This is a genomic window from Homoserinibacter gongjuensis, from assembly GCF_030161875.1.
Classification (GTDB): Bacteria; Actinomycetota; Actinomycetes; order Actinomycetales; family Microbacteriaceae; genus Homoserinibacter; species Homoserinibacter gongjuensis.
Genome location: NZ_BSVA01000001.1, coordinates 2,437,679 through 2,459,288, shown reverse-complemented (window position 1 = coordinate 2,459,288; position 21,610 = coordinate 2,437,679). Strand labels below are relative to the sequence as shown.

The window sequence follows — 21,610 nt, the reverse complement described above, 5'->3', positions numbered from 1 at the left end:
CCAACGGCTGGCGTCAGTCGATCGTCACGTAGTCGGGGCCGGAGTAGTGGCCGGTGCGGAGCTTCTGGCGCTGCAGGAGCACGTCGTTGAGCAGGCTCGACGCGCCGAAGCGGAACAGGTGCGGCTGCAGCCACTGCTCGCCCACCGTCTCGGCGACCGTCACGAGGTAGCGCACGGCATCCTTCGAGGCACGGATGCCGCCCGCGGGCTTGACCCCCACGTACTCGCCCGTGAGCCGGTGCCAGTCGCGCACCGCCTCGAGCATGAGCAAGGTGACCGGCAGGGTCGCCGCGGGTGCGACCTTTCCGGTCGAGGTCTTGATGAAGTCGCCGCCCGCGAGGATCGAGAGCCAGGATGCGCGGCGCACGTTGTCGTAAGTGTTCAGCTCGCCCGTCTCGAGGATCACCTTGAGGCTCGCGAAGGTGCCGTCGTCGCGGCGGCAGGCCTCCTTGACGGCCACGATCTGCTCGAACACCCGACCGTAGTTGCCGGCGAGGAACGCACCGCGATCGATCACCATGTCGATCTCGTCGGCGCCGGCCGCGACGGCGTCGCGGGTGTCGGCGAGCTTGACGGCGAGCGAGGCGCGCCCCGAGGGGAACGCGGTGGCGACCGCCGCGACCGAGACGAGGCCGTCATCCGGATCGCCGTGGGCGGCACCGAGTGCCTCGACGGCGGCGGGCACCATGTCGCCGTAGACGCAGACCGCGGCGACGCGCGGAGTGGAGGGGTCGGTGGCATCCGGCGTGATGGCCTTGGCCACGAGCGAGCGCACCTTGCCCGGGGTGTCGGCGCCCTCGAGGGTCGTCAGGTCGATGAGCTCGATGATGCGATCGAGGGCCCACGCCTTCGAGCTCGTCTTGATCGATCGCGTGGCGAGCCCCTCCGCGCGCTGCTCGAGGCCGACCGCGTCGACGCCCGAGAGGCCTTCGAGGTACTGCCGGAGGCTGCGCTCGGTGAGGTCTCCGCCGAGAAGCCGCACGGCGCGCTCGGCGGGAGCAAGAGCTGTGGTCTGCATGGTCATGAGTCCTCCAGGAGGGCGCGGGCGGTGGCCTCGTCGGTGATGAGCACGGTACACAGGCCGCTCGTCACCACCGCTCGCGCGATGTCGTGCTTGGCGGTGCCCGCGACGACGAGGATCGCCATCGCGGCCGACCGCAGGGTGTCGAGGGAGATGCCGAGCGTGCGCTCGTCGAGCGCCGGATCGACGATATTGCCGTTGGCGTCGATGTAGCGGCCCACGACGTCGCCGATGGCACCGCGGCGGGCGAGCTCCTCCATGTCGTCGGGGCGCAGGTAGCCGCTCTCGACGTGCGCCGAGTTCGCATCGACGACTCCCGCGCTGTAGAGGTACGCATTGGCCTCGACCGCGCGCTCCAGCACGGCCGCGACGGTGCGGTCGGATTCGATGGCCTTCTTGGTGGCGAGGCGCTCGAGGATCGCGGGGCTCGGCAGCAGGATCGCGTGCCCGTTCGCGCGCTGCGCGATCGTCGAGGCGAGGGTCGAGGCCGTTCCGGGGCGCCGGTTGAGGCTCACACCACCGTTGATCTGCACGACCGTGACGCCCGTCGCCCAGCCCTCCGGCATCCGCTCGGAGACGTCGGTGAGGGTGCGGCCCCAACTCACCCCGAGCACGCGCGGCACCGGCCGCAGGCTCGTGAGGAAGTCGGCGGCGGCCTGGGCGACGCGCGCCTGCACGCCGAGCTCGTTCTCGGGAGTCGGCACCACCACCGCGTCGGCGAGGCCGAAGCTGTCGCGCAGGGCGCGCTCCATCGCGAGGCGCCGGGCCCGCGGATGCACGATCTCGATGCGCACGATGCCGCTCTCGCGCGCCTGCGCGAGCAGGCGGCCGGCCTTCCAGCGCGAGATGCCGAGCAGGCCCCCGATCTCGTCCTGCGTCTTGTTCTCGTCGTAATAGAGCTCCGCAACGCGGACAGCGAGCAGTTCGTCGTCCATCATGTCTCCCCCTCGACGGTAGCCCGGCCGCCGCGACGCGACAACATCCGCGTGCGTGTGTGCTCACATGAGCAGTCGGGGGGATGCCGCGGCACGGATGCGCGATCAGCGCGCGGGACGCAACGCGGCCTCTGCGCGCGCCTCGGCATCCGCCGCCCGGTGCCGCCGCGGCCAACTCCCCCAGTCGACGGGGTGGCCGCGGAGGAGCGCGTGCAACTGCTCGAGACGCAGCGCCCACAGCGCCTCGCGCTCCGAGCGGCGGCCCCACTCATCGCTCACGCTCAGTTCGAGTCGCGTCGATTCGCCGCGCGTACCCCCGTCGAGGCGGATGAGCGCGATGCGCACGTCGCCGAACGAGGGCGAGATGACCTCGAGCACCGCCGGCGCCGCGGGGTCGTCGGGCTCGCGGAACTCGACGGGGCTCGTACCCGTGACCAGGCGGTGCACCGGATGCAGCCACCCGCTCACGAGATCGGCGTCGACGAGTGCCTCCCACACGATGCCGCGCGGGAGGTCCAGCTCGCGTGCGATCCGGATCGCGTCCACGAGGTCAACGGTACGCGTCGCGCCCGACACGCACCCGCATCCCGAGCTCAGAGTTCGCTGTCGACCGTGCGTCCGCGCGCGAGGATCCCCGCTGCCGGCACGACCAGCACGACGACCGCGAGCATGAAGACGAGGGGCACTGTCCAGGCGCTCGTCGCGTCGTGCAGCAAGCCGACGACGAACGGCCCGATCGCCGCGAGGATGTACCCCGCGGTCTGCACGAAGCCCGAGAGCGCGATCGTGGTGCCGGGCGCGGCCGATCGCAGGTTGATGAGCACGAGTGCGAGCGGGAACAGCATCGGCCCGAGCCCTGCGCTCGCGACCCAGGCCGCGGGAGCCGCCGCGGGCGCCACGAGCAGGCCGACATAGCCCACGACGAAGAACACCGCGCCGAGCAGCGCCATCCAGGTGGCGCCCCGCGGGAAACGCGCGACGAGCACCGGCACGAGAAGCCCGGCAGGGAACCCCATGAACGCATAGAGGGCGAGCAGGGCTCCCGCATCCGCCTCGCTGACCCCCGCGCGATCCACGAGCAGCTGAGGGAGCCAGGCGATGCACGCGTAGGCGCCGAGGCTCGCCGATCCGAAGGTGACACTGATTGCCCAGGCCGTGGGAGAGCGCAGCATCCGCCGCCCGCGTCGCGCGGGCACCGCACGCCGCGCGAGGGCGGCCGTAGCCCCGGCCGACTGCACGTCGCCCAGCTCGATCGCGCCGAGCTCGATGGGCCCCGTGCGCTCCGGCTCCACGGAGCGGGCCGATCCGGCATGCCATCCGGGGCGGCGTCGGAGCAGGATGCCGACCCACGGCACCGCGGCCACGAGCGAGACGAGCAGCCACATCGCGAGCGACACACGCCATCCCGCGGTATCGGCGACCGGCACGGCGACGAGCGCCGGCACCGCCGTCGACACCGACATGAGGGTCGCATACAGCGAGGTGATGAGCCCCACGCGATCGGGGAAGTACCGACGCACGATGGGCGGCAGCAGCACGTTGCCGATGCCGACTCCCAGCAAGGCCAGAACCGTGCCGAGCACGAGCGTCACCTGCTCGGGCGCGACGGCGCGGAACAGGTGCCCGAGCATCATCGCCAGGAGGAGGCGACGAGAGCCGGTTCGAGACCGAGTCGGCGGGCGACGAGCGGCGCGACGACACTGCTCGCCGCGAACGCGAGCGGCGGTGCCGCGGCGATGAGCCCGAGCACGAAGGCATCGAGGGGATCTCCGAGCCGATCCTGTCGAGGATCGGCGACATCGCCGCCACCGGCGTGCGCAGGCTGAGCGCCACCAGCAGCACGCCGAGGAGCGCCAGAGCACGACCCGCCCAGAGGGAGCGGATCGTCATGCACTCTCCGCGAGGATGCGGCGTGCCGCGTCCGCATCCGAGCTGATGGCCGCGATGAGGGCGTCGAGACCGTCGAATCGCGTCATGCCCCGCAGCCGGGCGACGAAGGCGAGCTCGATCGTGCGCCCGTAGAGGTCGAGATCGACATCGAGCAGGTGGGCCTCGGCCTGGTGCTGTGGCACGCCGTCGAAGGTCGGGTTGTTGCCGATCGACACCGCCGCCGGATACCGCGCGCCGTCGACCGTCGCCCACGCGGCGTAGACGCCATCGGCGGGGAGGAAGCCTTCGAGACGCGCGGGGTCGAGATTGGCCGTCGGATACCCGAGCTCGCGTCCCCGACGCTCGCCCGCGATGACCGTCGAACGCACGGTGGGCAGGCGCCCGAGCACGCGCGCCGCCTCCTCCACCCGCCCGAATCCGAGGGCTTCGCGCACCCACGTCGAACTCGCACGCCGTTCGGCGCCCTGCCCCTCGCCGGTGCGCACGTCGTCGATGAGCACGACCTCGAATCCGTGCTGGGCGCCGAGTTCGCGCAGAACGGCGGTGTCGCCTGCCCCTTTCCGCCCGAAGCGGAAGTCGCTGCCCGCGAGCACGACCCGCGCATCGAGCGCCTCGACGAGCACGCGGCGTACGAACTCGTCGGGCTCCAGGTCTGCCAGCTGCTGATCGAAGGTCAACATGAGCGTCGCATCGATGCCGGATGCCGCGAGCAGTTCGCGTTTCTGGTCGTTGCTCACGAGGGCACTCGGGCAGAACGCGGGAGCCAGCAGCTCGAGCGGGTGGCGATCGAAGGTCACCACGGCCGACGTCAGCCCGCGCGCCGCCGCAAGCTGCCGCAGGCGCGCGAGCACGGCACGGTGCCCCGTGTGCACACCGTCGAACTTGCCGATCGTGACGGCACTCGGTCCGAACCCTGCGGGCACCGTCTCGATGCCGGCGAAGAACTCCATCAGTTCCCGACCGTGGCACGTGTGCGCGAGCGCAGCCACAGGATGCCGAGCACCGGGAGCACGAGCGGCACGAAGAGGTAGCCCGCGCCGAAGACGCTCCAGACCGTCGCTTCACGCCCGAACGGGTTCACCGAGTCGAGGCCGAGCACCTGGGGGCGAAGACCGAGAGCGCACCCACGAGCAGCACCCCCGCGAGCTCGAAGCTCACGGTCACCCAGGCGAGCCGGTCCCAGCCTGCGGCGAGGGCGATGGTCGCCAGCACGTAGACCACGGCCGCGACGGCCGACAGGCTGAAGGCGATGGGCGCCTCGTCGAAGCGGTCGATGATCTGGAACGTCGAGCGGCCGAGCGCGGCGATCGCCAGCACACCGTAGACGGCGACGAGCACGCGGCCGATGCCGGACGCGCGGGGGCGGGATGGGGCAGACATCGTGCTCAAGACTACTGTGCGGCGCCCGTGCCGACCGGCTCGCGCGCGATGCACGGAGCCCGGGTCACATGCCCTGAACGGTCCAGATCTGCTCCATCCGCCAGAGCATCACCGCGACCGCGAACGCGGCCGCGCCGAGCACGACATTCGACCAGCGCGTGCGCTCCACGAGCGCCCAGACGATCGCGAGCGGCGGGATGATCGCGGCCGACACGAGATAGAGCCAGAACTCGAGCGGACTGCCGCTCGGCGGGTTGCCGAGGCCCGGAGCGAGGATGGCGGCGACGATCTGCGCGAGCAGCAGCACCTCGACGACGCCGAGCGCGAGCACGGTCACGTCGTTCGGCTTGCGGCCGATGAGGCCCAGCACGACGCACACGAGCCCGACGAGGCAGGCGAGTGCGAGTTGCACGAGCGTGAACGGCAGGATCACGGGAGCACCTCCGAGGTGGGCAGGCCGAGCAGCACGCGGGCGCGACCGCGCCGCAACTCGATGAGGGCCGCGAGTCGGCCCTCCGGGGTCAGGGCGGCGGCGAGGTCCACGTCGGGCTCCGCGAGCTCGACGCGCTTGCCGTGCGCCAGATTGCGCGTCTGGTCGGCATCGAGGCGTACGACGGGGAACAGCTGGGCGGCGACGTCCGCGGCGTCGAGCAGCGCGGGAGCCGCGGCATCCGGATGCTCGCGCGGGTCGGGCAGCTGCACGGCATCCGCGACACCGAACGGGCCGACCCGGGTGCGCCGCAGCGCAGTGAGGTGGCCGCCGACGCCGAGTCCCGCACCGAGGTCGCGGGCCAGCGCGCGGACATAGGTGCCCGAGCTGCACGCGACCCGCACATCGAGGTCGACGACGGCGCCCTCTCGGCGGGATGCCAGCAGTTCGAAGGCGTGGATCGTCACGTTCCGCGCGGCGAGCTCGACCGCCTCCCCGCGCGCGCCCGGTCGTAGGCGCGTCGGCCGTCGACCTTGATGGCGCTGAAGGTCGACGGCACCTGCCGGATCGCACCGGTGAGCGCGAGGACGCCGGCCGCGACGGCCGCATCCGAGACCCCCGAGGCGTCGGCCGTCGCGACGAGCTCGCCCTCGGCGTCGTCGGTGTCGGTCGCGACCCCGAGCCGGATGGTGGCGAAGTACTCCTTGTCGAGCCCGACGAGGTAGGTGAGCAGGCGCGTCGCGCTGTCGACGCCGAGCAGCAACAGGCCGGTCGCCATCGGATCGAGGGTGCCGGCGTGCCCGACCTTGCGCGTGCCGAGCAGTCGACGGGCGCGCGCCACGACGTCGTGGCTCGTCACGCCCTGCGGCTTGTCGACGAGCAGGATGCCGCTCGTCACGACTCCGCGTCCCGCAGCGAGAGCAGGAAGTCCAGTTTGGTGGGCAGCGCCTCGTCGAGCAGTTCGCGCACGGCGGGCTCGCGCTCGTAGTCGTCGGCCATGCGCAGCCCCACAAGGGTGTTGAGCATCATGCCCATGGCGAGGAACTCGTGCGCCTCGCCCGGACCCATGCCGGCGTTCGCGCGCAGGAACTCGTAGACGCGACGCATCCCCGCGCGCGCGGCGGGGCCGATCACGGGGTCGGCGCCCAGCATGAAGGCCTGCATGAGGCTCAACAGCAACCCCCGGTCACCCAGCAGTCCGACGTAGTTCTGCGCGATGCAGTGCGTCACCGTCTCGGTGTCGCCTGCCGCCACGGCCGCGTCAGTCTGCTCGACAGCCGCGGCGAAGGTATCCATGAGGCGGTCGAGCGCACGGTCGAGCACCGCGATGAACAGCGCCTCCTTGCTGCCGAACATGCGCACGACGTACGGCTGGCTGACGCCCGCCGCGCGCGCGACGGCGTCCGTCGTGGCCCCGTGATACCCGCGCTCTCCGAAGACCTGCGTCGCGGCCTCGAGCACGAGCGCCCGACGCTCGTCGGCACGCATGCGCGTGCCCGTCGTTTCGGGCACCGTCATCTTCATGCTTGACATGTTATCAAGCGATAACTAATGTCACCGCTAGTTATCATCCGATTACCACAACCGATCGCCATCGACCCACGGAGCCATCATGTCCACTCCCCCACTCCGGATGCCGCGACCCGCCCGGCGCGCCGCGTGCCGTTCGGTCTCGTGCTGATCGCCACCGGCCTGCCGATGTTCATGGCCACCCTCGACAACCTCGTCATGACGAACGCGCTGCCCGCGATCCGACTCGATCTGGGTGCGAGCATCGAGGAACTGCAATGGTTCATGAACGCCTTCACCCTCGTGTTCGCGAGCTTCATCCTGATGGCCGTCGCGCTCGGCGACCGTTACGGCCGTCGCACCGTGTTCGGGATCGGGATCGCGCTCTTCACGCTCGCCTCGACGGCCGCCGCTCTCGCTGCCGATCCGACGCAGCTCATCATCGCGCGCGCCGTCCAGGGGCTGGGCGGCGCCGCCATCATGCCGCTCTCGCTCTCCCTGCTGGCGGGAGCGGTGCCCGCGCACCGACGGCCCCTCGCGATCGGCGTCTGGGGTGGTATGGCCGGTCTCGCCGTCGCGGTCGGGCCCCTCGTCGGGGGCGCCGTCGTCGAGGGCTGGAACTGGAACGCGATCTTCTGGCTCAACGTGCCGATCGGCGTCGTCGCCGTGCCGCTCGTGCTCGCGCTCCTGCCGAACCCCTTCGGCGAGCGCCTCCGCGCGGATGTGCTCGGCGTCGTGCTCGCGGGCCTCGGGGTGCTGGGGCTCGTGTGGGGCATCGTGCGCGGCAACGACGCGGGCTGGGAGAGCGCCGAGGTGCTCACGGGTCTCATCGGAGGCGCCGTGCTGCTCGTGCTGTTCGTGCTCTGGCAGCGACGCACCTCGGCCCCGCTGCTGCCGCTCCGGCTGTTCCGCGACAGATCGTTCACGATCGCGAACGTCGTGGGCCTCGGATTCAGCTTCGGCATGTTCGGATCGGTCTTCATCCTCATCCAGTTCCTGCAGATCGTGCAGGGATACTCGCCCCTCGAGGCGGGTGTTCTCACGATGCCCTGGACGCTCGCGCCCATGTTCGTGGCGCCGCTCGCCGGGGCGATCGCACCGCGGGTGGGAACGCGCCTGCTCATCGTGAGCGGACTCGTGCTGCAGTCGACGGCGCTCGCCTGGCTCGCTCTCACGATGTCGGCCGATGTTCCGTACGTCGACCTCGTCGGCGCGTTCATCCTCGCGGGCATCGGCATGGGACTCGTCTTCGCCCCATCCTCGACCGCGGTGTTGGCGCACATCGTGCCCGCGGACACGGCCAAGGCATCCGGCACCAATTCGACGATCCGCGAGATCGGCATCGCCCTCGGCATCGCCGTCTTGACGGCGGTGTTCACGGGAGCCGGGGGCGAGCTCACCGCGACCGGATACGTGGATGCGGCGGTGCCGGCCGTCGCGACCGGCGCCGCGGTGGTCGCCGCGACCGCGCTCGCCGCCCTGCTGCTGCCCGCGGGACGCCTCGCACGCCGAGCGGCCGCCCCTGCCGGCGCCACGGGGAACGCGGCCCCCGAGCTCATCGCGAGCTGAGACACGACAGCGCGGGCGCCCCGGCCTCCCGGGACGCCCGCGCGTCATCGTGCGAACTGCTTACTGCTGCGCCCACGGCCCCCACTGCGCGGTGCCGGGCACGTCGCCCTGGGTCCACCACAGCGCCTTGTAGGTCACGCCCTGGTAGCTCACCAGGTCACCCGCGGTGTACACCGCGGTCGAGCTCCACGCGGGAGCCGTTCCCGGGTCGCCCGGGTCGCCCGGGTCGGAGCCGTCGTCACCGCACGCGCTCACGAGCACCCACACCTGGGCGCTGCCGGGCGTCTCGCCCTGCGTCCACCACAGAGCGCGGTACTCCGAGCCGTCGTACGACACCGTCGCACCACCCGTGTAGACGGCGCTCGAGCTCCAGGCCGCCGAGGTGCAGTCCCCGGGTCGGTCGGATCGGTCGGGTCAGTGGGATCGGTCGGATCGGTCGGATCGGTCGGATCGGTCGGATCGGTCGGATCGGTCGGATCGCCCTCACCGGGCACCCCGTTGCGCAGCGTGTCGGCCGCGGCCGAGACGAGCTCGTTGTTGCGGTCGCCGTCGAGCGACCACCACATCGTGCCGCCGAGCCCGTTGTCGAGCACGTACTGCGCCTTCTGGTGCGCGGTCTGCGTGTTGTCGTAGCTCCACCAGCGCGATCCGTCGTAGCGCCAGGCGGCGCCGACCGAGGAGCTGTAGTACTCCGTGCCGACCGACTTCAGCTTGTAGTAGTCCTCGATGCCCGCCTCGTAGGTGCCGGGGCGGCACCCGACGCCGACGACCACGGAGTCGACGACGCGACCCCCGACCATCCGCGTCCATAGGCGGCAAGACCGATACCGAGCTGCACCGGGTCGATCCCCGCGTTCACGTACTGCTTGACGGCCTTGTCGACGCTGAAGCGCTTGTCGGCGGGCAGCGTGTTGGCGGGGTCGTCATAGAGGTTCGCCTGATGCCCGGTGCGCGAGGTGTCCCATGCCCCGTGCAGGTCGTAGCCCTGCACGTTGCCGTAGTCGAGGTAGTCGAAGATCTCGGGGTCGTTCCAGCCGCCGGCGGCGATGTCGACCGGGTTGGCCGGCAGGAACGCCGAGAGCAGGTAGTGCTTGCCCGTCTGGGCGCCGAGCGCGTCGAGTTGCGTGCGGAACTCCTTCAGCAGCAGGCGGAAGTTGTTGCGGTCGTTGGCCTCGTCGACGATGTTGCCGACATTGCCGTTCGGCGATCCGGGCCACTCCCAGTCGATGTCGATCCCGTCGAACACGCCGGCTGCAGCACCTGCGCCTCCGCGTCCGTCGATCACGGGCAGGTTGCCCTTGATGTAGAGGTCGATGCAGCTCGACACGAGCTTCTTGCGGGAGGCGTCCGTGGCGGCCGCCGCCGAGAAGTTCTTCGACCAGGTCCAGCCGCCGATCGAGATCAGGGCCTTGAGTCCCGGATGCTTCGCCTTGAGCTGCTTGAGCTGGTTGAACGACCCGGCAAGCGGCTGGTCCCAGGCGTCGGCGACACCGGAGACGGAGTCGGCCGCCGAGTAGCCCATGCCGAAGTCGGCCCAGGCATCGCCTGCGCCGTCGGAGCCGTTCGGCCCCGTGCCCTGCGCCTTGTTGGCGATGAAGCACTCGAGGCTCTGGTAGTGGATGTTGCCGAACGCGTAGTTGATGTGCGTGAGGTCGTCGGCGCCGCCCGAGCGGTCGAGCTGGCTCAGCTTGTAACCGCGGGCGTACACCCCCATTGCGCGAAGTACCCGACGTTGCGGTACCCGTTCACGGCGCTCTCCTGGGCGGCGGATGCCGCTTCCGGAGCCGCCATGGCGGAGCCCGACGTCACTCCTGCAAGCGTCGCCACCATCGCACCCGTCGCGAGCGCGGCGATGATGCCGCGCGTGCGGAATCTCGTTCTCGTCATGTCGATCCTTGTCTTCAGGTCGGCGCGGCGACCGGAGCGTCGTCGCGCCAGGTGGCGCCACGCTACGACCGGGATGCCGTCTCGCGCGTCCGCACGATCCACATGATCAGCCGTGGGAGCGCGACCGCCGTACGTGGAACCACGTACGCAGCGCCACCCCGCTACGCAGAGAGCCCGATGCGGTGCGCGAGCACCGTGAGCTCGACGCGCGAGCGCACCTCGAGCTTCGCGAGGATCCGACCGACGTGCACCTCGACCGTGCGCACCGACAGGTAGAGCCGCTCGGCGATCTCGCGGTTGCTGGCCCCCTCGATCACGAGCAGGGCCACCTCGAGCTCGCGCTCGGTGAGAACCTCGCGCCAGGGTTCGCCCGAGAAGTCAGCTGCGGCGGATGCCGTGCCGCCGCCGAACCGGACGCCGTGCGATCCAGCCGCACCCTCGGCAGCGAGATGCTCGCGTCGCATCCGTGCGAGTGCGCTCCACGCGGTGGCACCCGCCTCGTCCAGCAGGCTCTCGGCGACGACGAGGTGCCGACGTGCGAGGTCGGGCTCCCCAGGGCTGCCCATGCCGCGCCGATCGCGGACTCCGCGCGCCCCCTCTCGAACGGCGAGACGAGACGACGCGCGATCTCGGCCGCCTCCTCGAGTTCTTCGGCACGATCGGCACTGCGCGCGAGGGCGCGCACGCGGCAGCCACGAGCGGCGTCGGGCGGCAGGTGACCGTCGAGGCCCTGGGCGACGGTGTCGAGCGGGCCGACTTCGTCGATGCCGGGAACCCACAGCACATCCGGGGCCGCGCCGAGCTCGTGGTGCAGGGCCGCACGCATCGAAGCCTCGTCGACACGATCGGCGAGCAAGTCGGCGATCGCCGCGTCCAGCAGCGCGTCCCCGCGTGCCGCGTGCGGGACGGCGCACCCGATCGACCATGTCAGAGGGCCCGTATCGCCCTCGACGGCGAGCTCGATCCGCCGTGCGAGCGTGAGGGCGAGCCCGGCGAAAGGGATCGCGATGGGCAGTTCGATCGCGGCACGCTGCAGTTCCTCATGCGCGCCGCGGACGTCACCGCTCCACAGCAAGAGCAGCGTGGCCGCGACCGCACGATACGCGCGCGCCACCGGGGAACGCTCGAGGCCGCGGATGGTGTCGTCGCGCGGCTCGACGGGCGCCGGAGCGCGCGGACCGAGGCGTCGCAGCCCCGCCCCCGTCTCACCCCGCAAGCCGAGCGCGAGCGCGTCGGCGATCGCGCCGAGCACCGAACCGTCGCCGCGCACGTCCTCGACGGCGCCGGCGTGCACGGCACACCACGCTCGCGCGAACCCCGATGCCGCGCCGCCGCGATCCGCGTCACGCGCACGAGCGCACCAGCGCCCGGCGGACTCCGTCTCTCCCCGTTCCGCGAGGAGGGCTGCCGCGAGCGCGAGCGCCCGCGCCGCCGCAGCGCCCTGACGTTCCGCGGGCGCGAGCGCCGCGTCGAGCTCCCCCTCGGGGACGGCGCCGGTCTGCCACGTCGTGGCGGCCAGGTGGGCCCCGAGCGCCTGCACGCGCAGCCGTACATCGCTCGCGTCGAAGACCGTGCTGAGGGTGCGAGCAGCATCCTCGACGAGCCCTGCCGCGAGCGCTGCCAGGCCCGTGAGCCACGCAGCTTCCGCCCGCGCGTCGTCGTCGACGGCGTGGCTCGCCGCCTCTCGCGCGATCGCGTGAGCGCGCACGGCATCCCCCGAGGCGAGCACCGAGTGTGCGAACTCGAGCAGCGGAGCGACGAGCCGAGGGTCGCCTTCGAGCGTGCACAGGGCGCGATGCCAGATGGCCAGGTCGCGCTCGTCATGGCGGGCGTGGAGGTCGGCGAGCCGGGCGTGCACCGCCGTGCGCTGCGCGAGGAGGCGCTGCCGTGCACCCACACGCGCATCCGGGGATCCGCGAAGGCGAAGTGACCTGCTACGAGCCGCAGATGCCTGCTCACTCCCCCGCCACGAGGTCGCCGATAGGGCGACCCGCCACCTCGAGCAGCAGCTCGGTTCGGTTCTCGAGGCAGACCGCTGCGGCGATGAGCACCTCGAATTCCCACGGTTCGAGCCGGGCGTCGCCGACCGAACTCTCGACCTGATCGAGCAGGGGCAGCGGGTCAGGCAGCGCCTGCACCCCACGCCGCTGGGCGTCCGTCATCCAGTTCGCGGTCTGCAGGATCGCGGCCTCGTCACCGGCGAGGTCGTGCGCGAGGCGCGCCGCGACGGCGGGCGCCACCGGGAGCCCTGCTTCGTGCAGCAAGTCGACGATCCGAAGCGCGTCCTCGACGCGCGAGGTGTTCTCGGGCGCGGCGAGCGCGTGACGGGATGGCCGGGACATGCTCTTCGTCATCGAAGCTCCGCTCACGGGTCGGTCGCGCCGGTATGTTAGCACGCTTTACAAATACATCCGGAGTTGGCCGGGCGCCGATCCTCGTAGGCTCGCTCTATGCGTATCGGGGTCATCGGAGCCGGAGCGGTGGGCGGCACCTTCGCGGCCCTGCTCGCCGCCCATGGGCACGAAGTCGAGGTCACCGCGCGAGGAGAGCATCTCGCCGTCATCCAGGCGAAGGGGCTGACGCTCGACGGAGGATGGGGGAGCACCACGTGCACGTCGCGGCCCACCCGACGCTCGACCAACGACCCGAGCTCGCGATCCTGGCGACCAAGGCTCAGGATGCGGCGACGGCCCTCGCGGCGAACGCCACCCGTCTCGAGGACGTGCCGCTCGTCGTCGTGCAGAACGGGCTCGGCGGACTCGACGTCGCGCGCCGCGAGCTCCCCGACGCTCCGCTGCTCGGAGCGCTCGCCCTCTTCGCCGCCTCCTACCTCGAGCCCGGGCACATCACCGTCACGGGCCCCAACCCGGTCGTGCTCGGCGCCGGTCCCGGCACCGATGACGCCCTGCTGCAGCGCATCGCGCACGTGATCGGCGAGGCCCTGCCGGTGGAGGTGACCGACGACATCGACGGCGCCCAGTGGACCAAGTTGCTCATCAACCACGTCAACGCCCTGCCGGCGATCACCGGGCTGAGCGTGCAGGAGGTGATCGCCGACCGCGCTCTGCGGCGCATCATGACGGCGAGCATGCGCGAGACGGTGCGCGTGGCCCGTCGGATCGGCGTGCGCTTCGGCACCGTGCAGGGTGTCTCGGGGAGCGTGCTCGGCCTCATCGGGGCCCTGCCCCTCGCACTCGGAGCACAGTTCCCCCGTCTGCTCGCACGCCGGATGGGAACCGTACCCAACCCCGGCTCGACCCTGCAGAGCATCCGACGCGGTCAGCTCACCGAGATCGACTTCCTCAACGGCGCCGTCGTCCAGGAGGCCGCCGCGCACGGTCTGACCGCGCCCGTCAACGCCGCCATCGTCGAGCTCGTGCACGAGGTGGAGCGCACGGCAGCGTTCCTCTCCCCGCCGAGGTGGCTCGCCGCATCCGCGTCTGAGCCGCTCCCGGGTCAGCAGGCGTCGGCGAAGATGCGCCGCGGATGCTCCGGATCGGTGTTGTCGATGAGTGCGATCGCCGCCTCCCGCGGGTGCGCGTCGCGCTCGTAGAGATCATGCGCGCGCTCGTAGCGGGCCGCGAGCTCGGAGTCGGGTTCGATGCCGTCGCGCGACCGAAGCCGCTCGGCGCGCACCTCCGCGTCGGCGTCGAGCCAGATCGCGTAGTTCCAGACGCCGCGCAACTCCTGCCGGTCGAGGAAGCCGCCGTCGACGATGAGGAAGATGTCCTCGGGACCGGTGCGCCACTTCGGCTCGATGGGGGTGTCGCGCACCCGGTCGTGGGCGGCCGTCACGAACGCCGCAGAACCGCCCAAGCGGAACGGCTCGATGAGCACCCGCCGGAAGACGTCGTAGGCGTAGGCATCGCGGTAGTACCCCTCGGGTGAGTACCGACCCCGGGCGTAGCGCTCCTCAGCCGGCCGCAGGAAGTCATCCAGCGAGGCACGCGCGGTCGCGTAGCCACGGCGCTCGAACTCGCGGGCCAGATCGTCGGCGAACATCGACTTGCCCGAGGCGGTTCGACCGTCGACACCGATCGCGATGCGGCCGCGCCGGTAGTTGCCCAGGATCTCGTCGACCGTCGCCGCGATGACGTCGCGACGCAGAGGTGCCCATCTCGCCATGGCGTCAGCCTACGCCTGCGGCTCGCCTCGCTTGCTGCCGCATACGCTGAGAGGATGGGCGGTGAGGGCGTGGGCGAGCGCGTCGCCTCCTGGTTCGCGGCGGGGCACCGTCCACTCCCCTGGCGTGCTGCGGACTTCCCGGCCTGGGGCGTGCTCGTGTCGGAGTTCATGCTGCAGCAGACGCCCGTGGCGCGTGTCATCCCGCGGCTCGAGGAGTGGCTCGCGCGGTGGCCGACGCCCGCGCTGCTCGCGTCGGAGCCGCCGGGTGAGGCCGTGCGTGCCTGGGACCGCCTGGGCTATCCGCGGCGCGCGCTCAACCTGCATGCGGCGTCCGTCGCGATCACCGAACGGCACGGCGGCGTGGTGCCCGCGGATGTCGACGAGCTGCTCGCGCTTCCGGGGTCGGCCCGTACACCGCACGTGCCGTCGCGGCCTTCGCCTACGGAGTACGAGTGCCCGTCGTCGACGTCAACGTGCGGCGCGTGCTCGCGCGGGCCGTTCGCGGCGTGGGTGAGCCCGGCCCCGCACGCACGCGCGAGGAGCACGCGCTCATGGAGTCGCTGCTACCCGCCGACGCTCCGACCGCGCGCCTCACCAACGCCGGGATGATGGAGTTCGGCCAGACCGTCTGCACGGCGCGCACACCGGCCTGCGAGCGGTGCCCCCTCGCCGAGCTGTGCGCGTGGCGCGCGGCGGGCTACCCGGCCTACACCGGCCCGGCGGCGCCTCGGCAGAAGCCCTACGCGGGCTCGGATCGCGAGGTGCGCGGCCGCATCCTGCGCGAGCTGCGGGCCGAAGAGCTGCCCGTGTCGGCCGCGCGCATCGCCGAGCTCTGGCCGGATCCGGATCAGCGCGAGCGCGCGCTCGCGGGACTGCTCGCCGACGGTCTCGCCGAGGCCGTCGACGGCGGGTACGCCCTGCCGTCGAGCTGACGTCCCGGCGCGACGTCGGTCGGCTGCGGCACACTGGGCGCATGCCGGAGCTGCCCGAGGTGCACGCGCTCGCATCCGATCTGGATGCGAGGCTCCGTGGCCGCGTGATCGATCGGCTGCAGGTGGTCGCCTTTCCCGCCCTCAAGAGCTACGACCCGCCGCTCGACGCGCTCGCGGGTGAAACCGTCAGCTCCGTCACGCGGCACGGCAAGTTCCTCGACCTCGCAACCGACAGCGGCGTGCACCTCGTGATGCATCTGGCCCGGGCCGGGTGGGTGCGCTGGCGTGCCGGCGAGCCGAAATCCTCCGGTCGTCCGGGGTCGGGGCCGCTCGCGGCGCGGCTCGTGCTGCGCGACGACGGTGCGGGGTTCGATGTCACCGAGGCCGGCAGCAAGAAGAGTCTCGCCATCCACCTCGTGCGCGACCCCGCCGAGGTACCGGGGATCGCCCGACTCGGTCCCGACCCCCTCGCCGACGACTTCACGCTCGAGCGCTTCCGCGCGATTCTCGCGGGGCAGGGTCGCGCGCAGCTGAAGGGCGTGCTGCGCGACCAGTCGGTGATCGCCGGAGTCGGCAACGCCTACTCGGATGAGATCCTGCACCTCGCCCGGATGTCGCCCTACAAGCCCGCGGCGATGGGCGACGAGGACTCGGCGGCGCTCTACGCAGCGCTCCGCACCACGCTCCGGGATGCGGTCGCGCGCACCGAGAGCGTCGCGGCCACCGAGCTCAAGGCCGAGAAGAAGGCGAACCTGCGCGTGCACGGGCGCTTCGGCGAGCCGTGCCCCGTGTGCGGCGATCGCATCCAGCAGGTGATCTTCGCCGACCGCACCTTCCAGTACTGCCCTACGTGTCAAACGGGTGGCAAGAAGCTCAGCGACCGCGTGCTCGACCGACTCCTCACGTGACGGGATGCGACCAACCGCGGCGCGGATCCTCACGCAGCCGGCGGGGTCACCCGTTCAGCCAACAGCTCCAAGGTGCGCTCGCGCCCGGGCGAGCGGTCGACCGGCTCGGCCTCGCGCGCGCCCGCGACGGGCGACACCATGACCTCGTCGACGCCGAAGCGCGACGCGAGCTCGCGCACCCGCGTGACCGCGGCATCCGGGGCGTCGACGACCCAGCGTTCGAGCATCGCGTCGACCACGTGGCGACCTGACGTGTCGAGCTCGTCGCGTTTGGCAGCCTCCACCGTGTCGAGCGCCCGCATGGGCTTACCCGTGCGCAGGCGGGCCATGCTCTGCAGCATGGGAAGCGCCCGCGCGTGCGCCTCCTCGACGGTGTCGGCGACCACGACGTTGAGCGTCAGGAAGGTGCGCGGGGCGGCGAGTGACTCGGAGGGCTGGAACTCGCGACGGTAGATGTCGAGCGCGCGCTCGGTGCCCTCGCCGGAGAAGTGGTGAGCGAACACGTACGGCAACCCGCGCTTGGCGGCGAGGTGCGCCGAGTAGTCGCTCGACCCGAGCAGCCACAGCTCCGGAATGCCGACCGCCGCCGGTGTCGCACGCACCTCGTAGTCGCGGAGGCCGTCGACCGTGTTGACCGTGACGGTCGCCCCCTCGCCCGCGAGCGCGCGGATGTCGCCGAGGTGCTCCTCGAAACGGTCGACCTCGCTCGTCGGACCGCTCGCCCGCAGCAGGGCCGAGATCACCGGGTCCGAGCCCGGCGCACGCCCGATGCCCAGATCGACACGGCCGGGAGCGAGGGCCTCGAGAGCCGCGAACTGCTCGGCGACGACGAGCGGCGCGTGGTTCGGCAACATGACGCCACCTGAGCCCACCCGGATGCGGCTCGTGCGCGCCGCGACCGCCGCGATGAACACGGGCGGGGTGGTGGATGCCACCGAGGGCATGTTGTGGTGCTCGGCGAACCAGTATCGAGTGAAGCCGAGCTCGTCGGCCCGCTGAGCGAGCGAGAGCGAGGCGGCGACGGCATCCGCGGAGCTCTGGTTGCTCCGAACGGGAACGAGGTCGAGAACGGAGAGCGCAAGGGTCACTCTGACATCAACACGGCGCAGTCGAGCGCGATTCCCTCCCGCGCGACGCAGCATGATGGGTGCGTGACCACTCGCGAGGAAGACGTGCTCGAACGCATCCGTTCCGGTCTGCTCTACACGGAAACGGACGCGGCCTTCCGTGACCCGTTGCGGCGCGCCGAGCTCGTGTTCGCCTACAACGCGATCTCACCGGCAGAGCCTGAACGCAGACGCCAGGTGCTCGAGCGGATCTTCGGGTCCCTCGGTGAGCGCGCCGTGCTGCTGTCACCCTTCCACGCGGCCTTCGGCAGCAACGTGCACATCGGCGACGACTTCTTCGGCAACGTCAACCTGACCTTCATCGACGACGTCGACATCCGCATCGGAGACGGCGTGATGATCGCGCCTCAGGTGACGCTCGCGACCACCGGGCACCCCGTGCACCCCGCGCTCCGTGAGGACTTCCGTCGCTTCTCCGAACCGATCGTGATCGAAGACCGCGTGTGGATCGGGAGCAACGTCGTGGTGCTTCCGGGCGTACGCATCGGCTACGGCTCGGTGATCGGGGCAGGCAGCGTCGTGAGCCGCGACATCCCGCCGATGTCGGTCGCCGTCGGCGTTCCCTGCCGCGTGGTGCGCGCGATCACCGACGACGATCTGAGGCCGCGGATGTCGGAGGTCTGAGCCTCAGTCCTCGTCGTCGTCCTCGAACTCACGCGGCTTGACGTACGGATCCTCGTCGCCGGCGTACTGGGCGTTCGCCGCGAGCGCGCGCGCCTCGTTGTCACGTTCGGTCGCCTCGCGCAGCAACGCGTCGATCGCGGCCGCGTTCTCGGGAATCGCGTCGGCGATGAACTCGAGCGACGGCGTGAGGCGCAGACTCAGGTTGCGGCCGACCTCGGTGCGCAGCATCCCGGTGGCCGCCTTGAGGGCGGCCGCGGAATCCGCGCGCTCCTCGTCGGTGCCGTAGACCGTGTAGAAGACGCTCGCGTGCTGCAGATCGCCCGTGACCCGCACATCCGTGATGGTCACGAAACCGAGCCGTGGGTCGCGGATGCCGCGCTCGAGGCGCTGCGCGATGATCTCGCGGATGCGATCGGCGACCTTGGCCGCCCGAGGGTTCTCACCCATGGCCTTCTCCTGCCTTTCAGCTGAACTGGTCGCAAGCGCGGCCAAACAGGTTGCTCAGGGAGCCGGGGTCGGATGTCCCTCCCGAGTCGATCGGGGTAGGGGTCCCCGCTCTCTCGACTCGGGAGGGACATCCGTCCCCGAGCTCCCGTTGATCGCGGACCTAGCCGCGCGGCTTCTCGACCAGCTCGATCGTCTCGATCTCGTCACCGATCTGGATGTCGTTGAACCTGCCGAGGCCGATACCGGCCTCGAAGTCCGTCTTGACCTCGGTGACGTCGTCCTTGAACCGGCGCAGCGACTCGATGGCGAGGTTGTCGCCCACCACGACGCCGTCGCGGATGACGCGTGCCTTCGCGTTGCGCGTGATTGTTCCGCTGCGCACGATGACACCCGCGATGTTGCCGAACTTGGAGGAGCGGAACACCTCGCGGATCTCGGCGACACCCGACTGCACCTCTTCGTACTCGGGCTTGAGCATGCCCTTGAGCGAGGACTCGATGTCGTCGAGCGCGGAGTAGATCACCGAGTAGAAGCGCACGTCGATGCCCTCGCGCGCGGCGCGCTCGCGGGCCTTGACATCCGGACGGACGTTGAAGCCGATGACGATCGCGTTGTCGATCGTCGCCAGGTCGATGTCGGACTCGGTGATGGCGCCCACACCGCGGTGCAGGATGCGCAGCTGAACCGAGTCGTCGACCTCGATCTTGAGCAGCGACTCCTCGAGCGCCTCGACGGCACCGGAGACGTCACCCTTGATGATGAGGTTGAGCGAATCGACCTTGCCCTCTTCGAGTGCACGGGTGAAGTCCTCGAGCGAGATGCGCTTGCGGGCCTTGGCCAGCTGGGCGTTGCGCTCGACGGCTTCGCGCTTCTCGGCGATCTGCCGCGCGGTGCGGTCCTCCTCGGTCACGAGGAAGGTGTCACCGGCACGCGGCACCGACGAGAGACCCTGCACCTGCACGGGGCGCGACGGAGCGGCCTCCTCGACCGCTTCGCCGTTCTCGTCGTGCATGGCACGCACGCGGCCGTAGGCGGTTCCCGCCACGATCGCATCTCCCACCCGCAGCGTTCCCGACTGGATGAGCACGGTCGCCACCGCACCGCGGCCCTTGTCGAGCTTCGCCTCGATGGCGACACCGCGCGCGTCCTTGTTGGGGTTGGCGCGCAGATCGAGCCCGGCATCCGCGGTGAGCAGCACGGCATCCAACAGCTCGTCGATACCGACGTTGTTGAGGGCCGATACGTCGACGAACATCGTGTCGCCGCCGTACTCCTCGGCGACGAGACCGAACTCGGTGAGCTGCTGCCGCACCTTAGCGGGGTTGGCCCCCTCCTTGTCGACCTTGTTGACCGCGACCACGATCGGCACACCGGCGGCCTGCGCGTGGTTGAGAGCCTCCACCGTCTGCGGCATGATGCCGTCGTCGGCGGCGACCACGAGGATCGCGAGGTCGGTCACCTGGGCGCCACGGGCACGCATGGCGGTGAACGCCTCGTGACCCGGGGTGTCGATGAAGGTGATCGCACGCTCGATGCCGTCGTGCTCGGTCCACACCTGGTAGGCGCCGATGTGCTGCGTGATGCCACCGGCCTCGCCCGCAACGACGTTCGCCTTGCGGATCGCGTCGAGCAGCTTGGTCTTTCCGTGGTCGACGTGACCCATGACCGTGACCACCGGCGGACGGATCTCGAGGTCGGAGTCGTCCTCGTCCTCGAGCTCCTGCTCGAGGTCGAGACCGAAGCCCTCGAGGAGCTCCTTGTCTTCGTCCTCCGGGCTCACGATCTGGATCTTGTACCCGAGCTCCTCACCGAGGATCTGGAACGTCGCCTCGTCGAGCGACTCGGTCGCCGTCGCCATCTCCCCGAGGTGGAAGAGCGCGGTGACGAGCGCACCGGGCTGCACCGAGAAGTTGGTCAGCGTCTCGAGCTTGTCGGCCAGGTCGCTGATCGACGCGCCACGACGCAGACGAATGGTGCGGCTTCCGTCGCCGCGCGGGATGCTGACGCCACCGAGCTGCGGGGCCTCCCGCATCTCGAACTCTGCGCGCTTCGTGCGCTTCGACTTGCGAGCCTTGGACTTGCCGCCGCCCTTGCCGAAGGCGCCAGCGGTGCCGCCACCGGGACCACGTCCGCGGCCACCCCCACCGGGGCGACCGGCGTATCCGCCGCCACCACCGGGACGACCGGCGAACCCGCCTCCGCCACCCCCGGGCGACCGGGGCCGCCCGGACGCTGCTGGAACGGTGCACCGGGACGAGGTGCGCCGGGACGCGGCGCGCCCGGACGGGGTGCGCCGGGACGCGGCGCGGCGGGACGCGGGATGGCGCCCCCACCGGGGCGAGGCATGCCCTGCGTCGACGAGAACGGGTTGTTGCCCGGGCGCGGGGCACCGGGGCGCTGCATGCCCTGACTGGGCGCGTAGGGGTTGTTACCCGGACGCGGTGCGCCGGGACGGGGCCCTGCCGGACGCGGGGCCGCGGGCGCAGGCGCCGACGCGGCGGGTCGCTCGGCGGCCGGGGCGGCGGGCGCCTCGGGGGCCGCGGGCTCGGCGGGAGCCACGGGTGTCGGAGCCGGCGCCGGCTTGGCGGCCGCGGGCTTCGGTGCGGGCTTGGCAGCCGGCTTGGCGGCGGCCTGGGGCTTGGCGACGCCGTCGGCCTCGAGCTGCTGCTTGAGGCGACGCGCCACCGGAGGCGCGATCGACGAGGACGCGGACTTCACGTACTCGCCCATCTCCTTGAGCTTGTCAAGGGCGATGTTGGATTCGATGCCGAGTTCTGCTGCGATCTCGTGCACGCGGGGGTTGGCCACAATTCTCCTGTCTGGTTC

At 71.2% G+C, this 21,610-nt stretch carries 21 protein-coding genes and 5 pseudogenes; 6 read left to right on the top strand and 20 right to left on the bottom strand.

Annotated elements, in window-relative coordinates; all coding sequences use genetic code 11:
• Window positions 1-13: 13 nt before the first annotated feature.
• The 9 genes and pseudogenes from deoC to QQK29_RS13185 form a co-directional block, all read right to left on the bottom strand.
• A complete protein-coding gene (gene deoC, locus QQK29_RS13225; RefSeq protein ID WP_284300938.1) occupies window positions 14-1,024 on the bottom strand; it encodes a deoxyribose-phosphate aldolase in 1,011 nt (336 codons plus the stop codon).
• Window positions 1,021-1,959, bottom strand: a complete 939-nt coding sequence (locus QQK29_RS13220; RefSeq protein ID WP_284300936.1) for a sugar-binding transcriptional regulator — start codon at window positions 1,957-1,959, stop codon at window positions 1,021-1,023. The genes deoC and QQK29_RS13220 overlap by 4 nt, the downstream gene beginning before the upstream one ends.
• Window positions 1,960-2,061: 102 nt before the next feature.
• Window positions 2,062-2,502 carry an SRPBCC family protein gene (locus tag QQK29_RS13215; RefSeq protein WP_284300934.1) on the bottom strand — a complete coding sequence of 147 codons (441 nt, stop codon included), beginning with the start codon at window positions 2,500-2,502 and terminating at the stop codon, window positions 2,062-2,064.
• Window positions 2,503-2,549: 47 nt separating this feature from the next.
• Entirely contained in the window at window positions 2,550-3,590 is a 1,041-nt protein-coding gene (locus QQK29_RS13210; protein WP_284300932.1) for an MFS transporter, read from the bottom strand.
• 252 nt (window positions 3,591-3,842) lie between these two features.
• Window positions 3,843-4,796 (bottom strand): bifunctional riboflavin kinase/FAD synthetase, encoded by a 954-nt coding sequence (locus tag QQK29_RS13205; RefSeq protein WP_284300930.1) that lies wholly within the window; start codon window positions 4,794-4,796, stop codon window positions 3,843-3,845.
• Window positions 4,796-5,226: pseudogene (locus QQK29_RS13200) on the bottom strand (hypothetical protein). Before QQK29_RS13200 ends, QQK29_RS13205 begins: the two are co-directional and overlap by 1 nt.
• A 64-nt stretch (window positions 5,227-5,290) precedes the next feature.
• The gene (locus tag QQK29_RS13195) at window positions 5,291-5,659 is read right to left on the bottom strand and encodes a hypothetical protein (protein WP_284300928.1); all 369 of its coding nucleotides are present in this window, start codon (window positions 5,657-5,659) and stop codon (window positions 5,291-5,293) included.
• Window positions 5,656-6,554: pseudogene (gene truB / locus QQK29_RS13190) on the bottom strand (tRNA pseudouridine(55) synthase TruB). Before truB ends, QQK29_RS13195 begins: the two are co-directional and overlap by 4 nt.
• The gene (locus QQK29_RS13185) at window positions 6,551-7,174 is read right to left on the bottom strand and encodes a TetR/AcrR family transcriptional regulator (RefSeq protein ID WP_284300926.1); all 624 of its coding nucleotides are present in this window, start codon (window positions 7,172-7,174) and stop codon (window positions 6,551-6,553) included. Before QQK29_RS13185 ends, truB begins: the two are co-directional and overlap by 4 nt.
• A 141-nt stretch (window positions 7,175-7,315) precedes the next feature.
• On the opposite strand from QQK29_RS13185, the gene QQK29_RS13180 reads away from it, so the two are divergent.
• Window positions 7,316-8,734 (top strand): DHA2 family efflux MFS transporter permease subunit, encoded by a 1,419-nt coding sequence (locus QQK29_RS13180; protein ID WP_284300924.1) that lies wholly within the window; start codon window positions 7,316-7,318, stop codon window positions 8,732-8,734.
• Between the two features lie 60 nt (window positions 8,735-8,794).
• On the opposite strand, the gene QQK29_RS13175 is transcribed toward QQK29_RS13180, so the two are convergent.
• From QQK29_RS13175 to QQK29_RS13145, 7 genes are all read right to left on the bottom strand, one after another.
• Window positions 8,795-9,070 carry a carbohydrate-binding protein gene (locus QQK29_RS13175; protein ID WP_284300922.1) on the bottom strand — a complete coding sequence of 92 codons (276 nt, stop codon included), beginning with the start codon at window positions 9,068-9,070 and terminating at the stop codon, window positions 8,795-8,797.
• Window positions 8,986-9,507, bottom strand: coding sequence for a glycosyl hydrolase family 18 protein (locus tag QQK29_RS13170; protein ID WP_284300919.1), 522 nt, complete (start codon window positions 9,505-9,507; stop codon window positions 8,986-8,988). The genes QQK29_RS13175 and QQK29_RS13170 overlap by 85 nt, the downstream gene beginning before the upstream one ends.
• Complete coding sequence (locus QQK29_RS13165) at window positions 9,441-10,442, bottom strand: glycoside hydrolase family 18 protein (protein ID WP_284300917.1); 1,002 nt, start codon at window positions 10,440-10,442, stop codon at window positions 9,441-9,443. The genes QQK29_RS13170 and QQK29_RS13165 overlap by 67 nt, the downstream gene beginning before the upstream one ends.
• Window positions 10,418-10,621, bottom strand: coding sequence for a hypothetical protein (locus tag QQK29_RS13160; RefSeq protein WP_284300915.1), 204 nt, complete (start codon window positions 10,619-10,621; stop codon window positions 10,418-10,420). The genes QQK29_RS13165 and QQK29_RS13160 overlap by 25 nt, the downstream gene beginning before the upstream one ends.
• 161 nt (window positions 10,622-10,782) lie before the next feature.
• On the bottom strand, window positions 10,783-10,950 hold the full coding sequence (locus tag QQK29_RS13155) for a response regulator transcription factor (protein WP_284300913.1): 168 nt from the start codon (window positions 10,948-10,950) through the stop codon (window positions 10,783-10,785).
• Window positions 10,935-12,518, bottom strand: coding sequence for a hypothetical protein (locus QQK29_RS13150; protein ID WP_284300911.1), 1,584 nt, complete (start codon window positions 12,516-12,518; stop codon window positions 10,935-10,937). The genes QQK29_RS13155 and QQK29_RS13150 overlap by 16 nt, the downstream gene beginning before the upstream one ends.
• Before the next feature lie 58 nt (window positions 12,519-12,576).
• Window positions 12,577-12,975: a hypothetical protein gene (locus QQK29_RS13145; RefSeq protein ID WP_284300909.1), complete on the bottom strand. Its 399-nt coding sequence runs from the start codon at window positions 12,973-12,975 to the stop codon at window positions 12,577-12,579.
• Window positions 12,976-13,071: 96 nt separating this feature from the next.
• Here QQK29_RS13145 and QQK29_RS18760 point away from each other — a divergent pair.
• Both QQK29_RS18760 and QQK29_RS13135 read left to right on the top strand, forming a co-directional pair.
• Window positions 13,072-13,451, top strand: a pseudogene (locus tag QQK29_RS18760) (2-dehydropantoate 2-reductase N-terminal domain-containing protein); the annotation flags it as partial.
• 42 nt (window positions 13,452-13,493) lie between these two features.
• Window positions 13,494-14,174, top strand: coding sequence for a ketopantoate reductase family protein (locus QQK29_RS13135; protein ID WP_431308798.1), 681 nt, complete (start codon window positions 13,494-13,496; stop codon window positions 14,172-14,174).
• On the opposite strand, the gene QQK29_RS13130 is transcribed toward QQK29_RS13135, so the two are convergent.
• Window positions 14,078-14,746: a nucleoside/nucleotide kinase family protein gene (locus QQK29_RS13130; protein WP_284300905.1), complete on the bottom strand. Its 669-nt coding sequence runs from the start codon at window positions 14,744-14,746 to the stop codon at window positions 14,078-14,080. The genes QQK29_RS13135 and QQK29_RS13130 overlap by 97 nt on opposite strands.
• Before the next feature lie 54 nt (window positions 14,747-14,800).
• On the opposite strand from QQK29_RS13130, the pseudogene QQK29_RS13125 reads away from it, so the two are divergent.
• Both QQK29_RS13125 and QQK29_RS13120 read left to right on the top strand, forming a co-directional pair.
• Window positions 14,801-15,678: pseudogene (locus tag QQK29_RS13125) on the top strand (HhH-GPD family protein).
• Between the two features lie 41 nt (window positions 15,679-15,719).
• Window positions 15,720-16,586 (top strand): Fpg/Nei family DNA glycosylase, encoded by an 867-nt coding sequence (locus QQK29_RS13120; RefSeq protein ID WP_284300902.1) that lies wholly within the window; start codon window positions 15,720-15,722, stop codon window positions 16,584-16,586.
• A 29-nt stretch (window positions 16,587-16,615) separates the two neighbouring features.
• On the opposite strand, the gene QQK29_RS13115 is transcribed toward QQK29_RS13120, so the two are convergent.
• Entirely contained in the window at window positions 16,616-17,728 is a 1,113-nt protein-coding gene (locus tag QQK29_RS13115; protein ID WP_431308701.1) for an LLM class flavin-dependent oxidoreductase, read from the bottom strand.
• Window positions 17,729-17,737: 9 nt separating this feature from the next.
• Here QQK29_RS13115 and QQK29_RS13110 point away from each other — a divergent pair, with 9 nt between their 5' ends.
• On the top strand, window positions 17,738-18,337 hold the full coding sequence (locus QQK29_RS13110) for a sugar O-acetyltransferase (protein WP_284300898.1): 600 nt from the start codon (window positions 17,738-17,740) through the stop codon (window positions 18,335-18,337).
• Between the two features lie 3 nt (window positions 18,338-18,340).
• On the opposite strand, the gene rbfA is transcribed toward QQK29_RS13110, so the two are convergent.
• Complete coding sequence (rbfA, locus tag QQK29_RS13105; protein WP_284300897.1) at window positions 18,341-18,784, bottom strand: 30S ribosome-binding factor RbfA; 444 nt, start codon at window positions 18,782-18,784, stop codon at window positions 18,341-18,343.
• 160 nt (window positions 18,785-18,944) lie between these two features.
• Window positions 18,945-21,592, bottom strand: a pseudogene (gene infB, locus QQK29_RS13100) (translation initiation factor IF-2).
• Window positions 21,593-21,610 lie beyond the last annotated feature (18 nt).

Coding starts and splice junctions, on each gene's coding strand:
- deoC (WP_284300938.1), bottom strand. CDS start 1,024: ATGACCATGCAGACCACAGCTCTTGCTCCCGCCGAGCGCGCCGTGCGG.
- QQK29_RS13220 (WP_284300936.1), bottom strand. CDS start 1,959: ATGATGGACGACGAACTGCTCGCTGTCCGCGTTGCGGAGCTCTATTAC.
- QQK29_RS13210 (WP_284300932.1), bottom strand. CDS start 3,590: ATGATGCTCGGGCACCTGTTCCGCGCCGTCGCGCCCGAGCAGGTGACG.
- QQK29_RS13205 (WP_284300930.1), bottom strand. CDS start 4,796: ATGGAGTTCTTCGCCGGCATCGAGACGGTGCCCGCAGGGTTCGGACCG.
- QQK29_RS13185 (WP_284300926.1), bottom strand. CDS start 7,174: ATGACGGTGCCCGAAACGACGGGCACGCGCATGCGTGCCGACGAGCGT.
- QQK29_RS13160 (WP_284300915.1), bottom strand. CDS start 10,621: ATGACGAGAACGAGATTCCGCACGCGCGGCATCATCGCCGCGCTCGCG.
- QQK29_RS13145 (WP_284300909.1), bottom strand. CDS start 12,975: ATGACGAAGAGCATGTCCCGGCCATCCCGTCACGCGCTCGCCGCGCCC.
- QQK29_RS13130 (WP_284300905.1), bottom strand. CDS start 14,746: ATGGCGAGATGGGCACCTCTGCGTCGCGACGTCATCGCGGCGACGGTC.
- QQK29_RS13120 (WP_284300902.1), top strand. CDS start 15,720: ATGCCGGAGCTGCCCGAGGTGCACGCGCTCGCATCCGATCTGGATGCG.
- QQK29_RS13115 (WP_431308701.1), bottom strand. CDS start 17,728: ATGCTGCGTCGCGCGGGAGGGAATCGCGCTCGACTGCGCCGTGTTGAT.
- rbfA (WP_284300897.1), bottom strand. CDS start 18,784: ATGGGTGAGAACCCTCGGGCGGCCAAGGTCGCCGATCGCATCCGCGAG.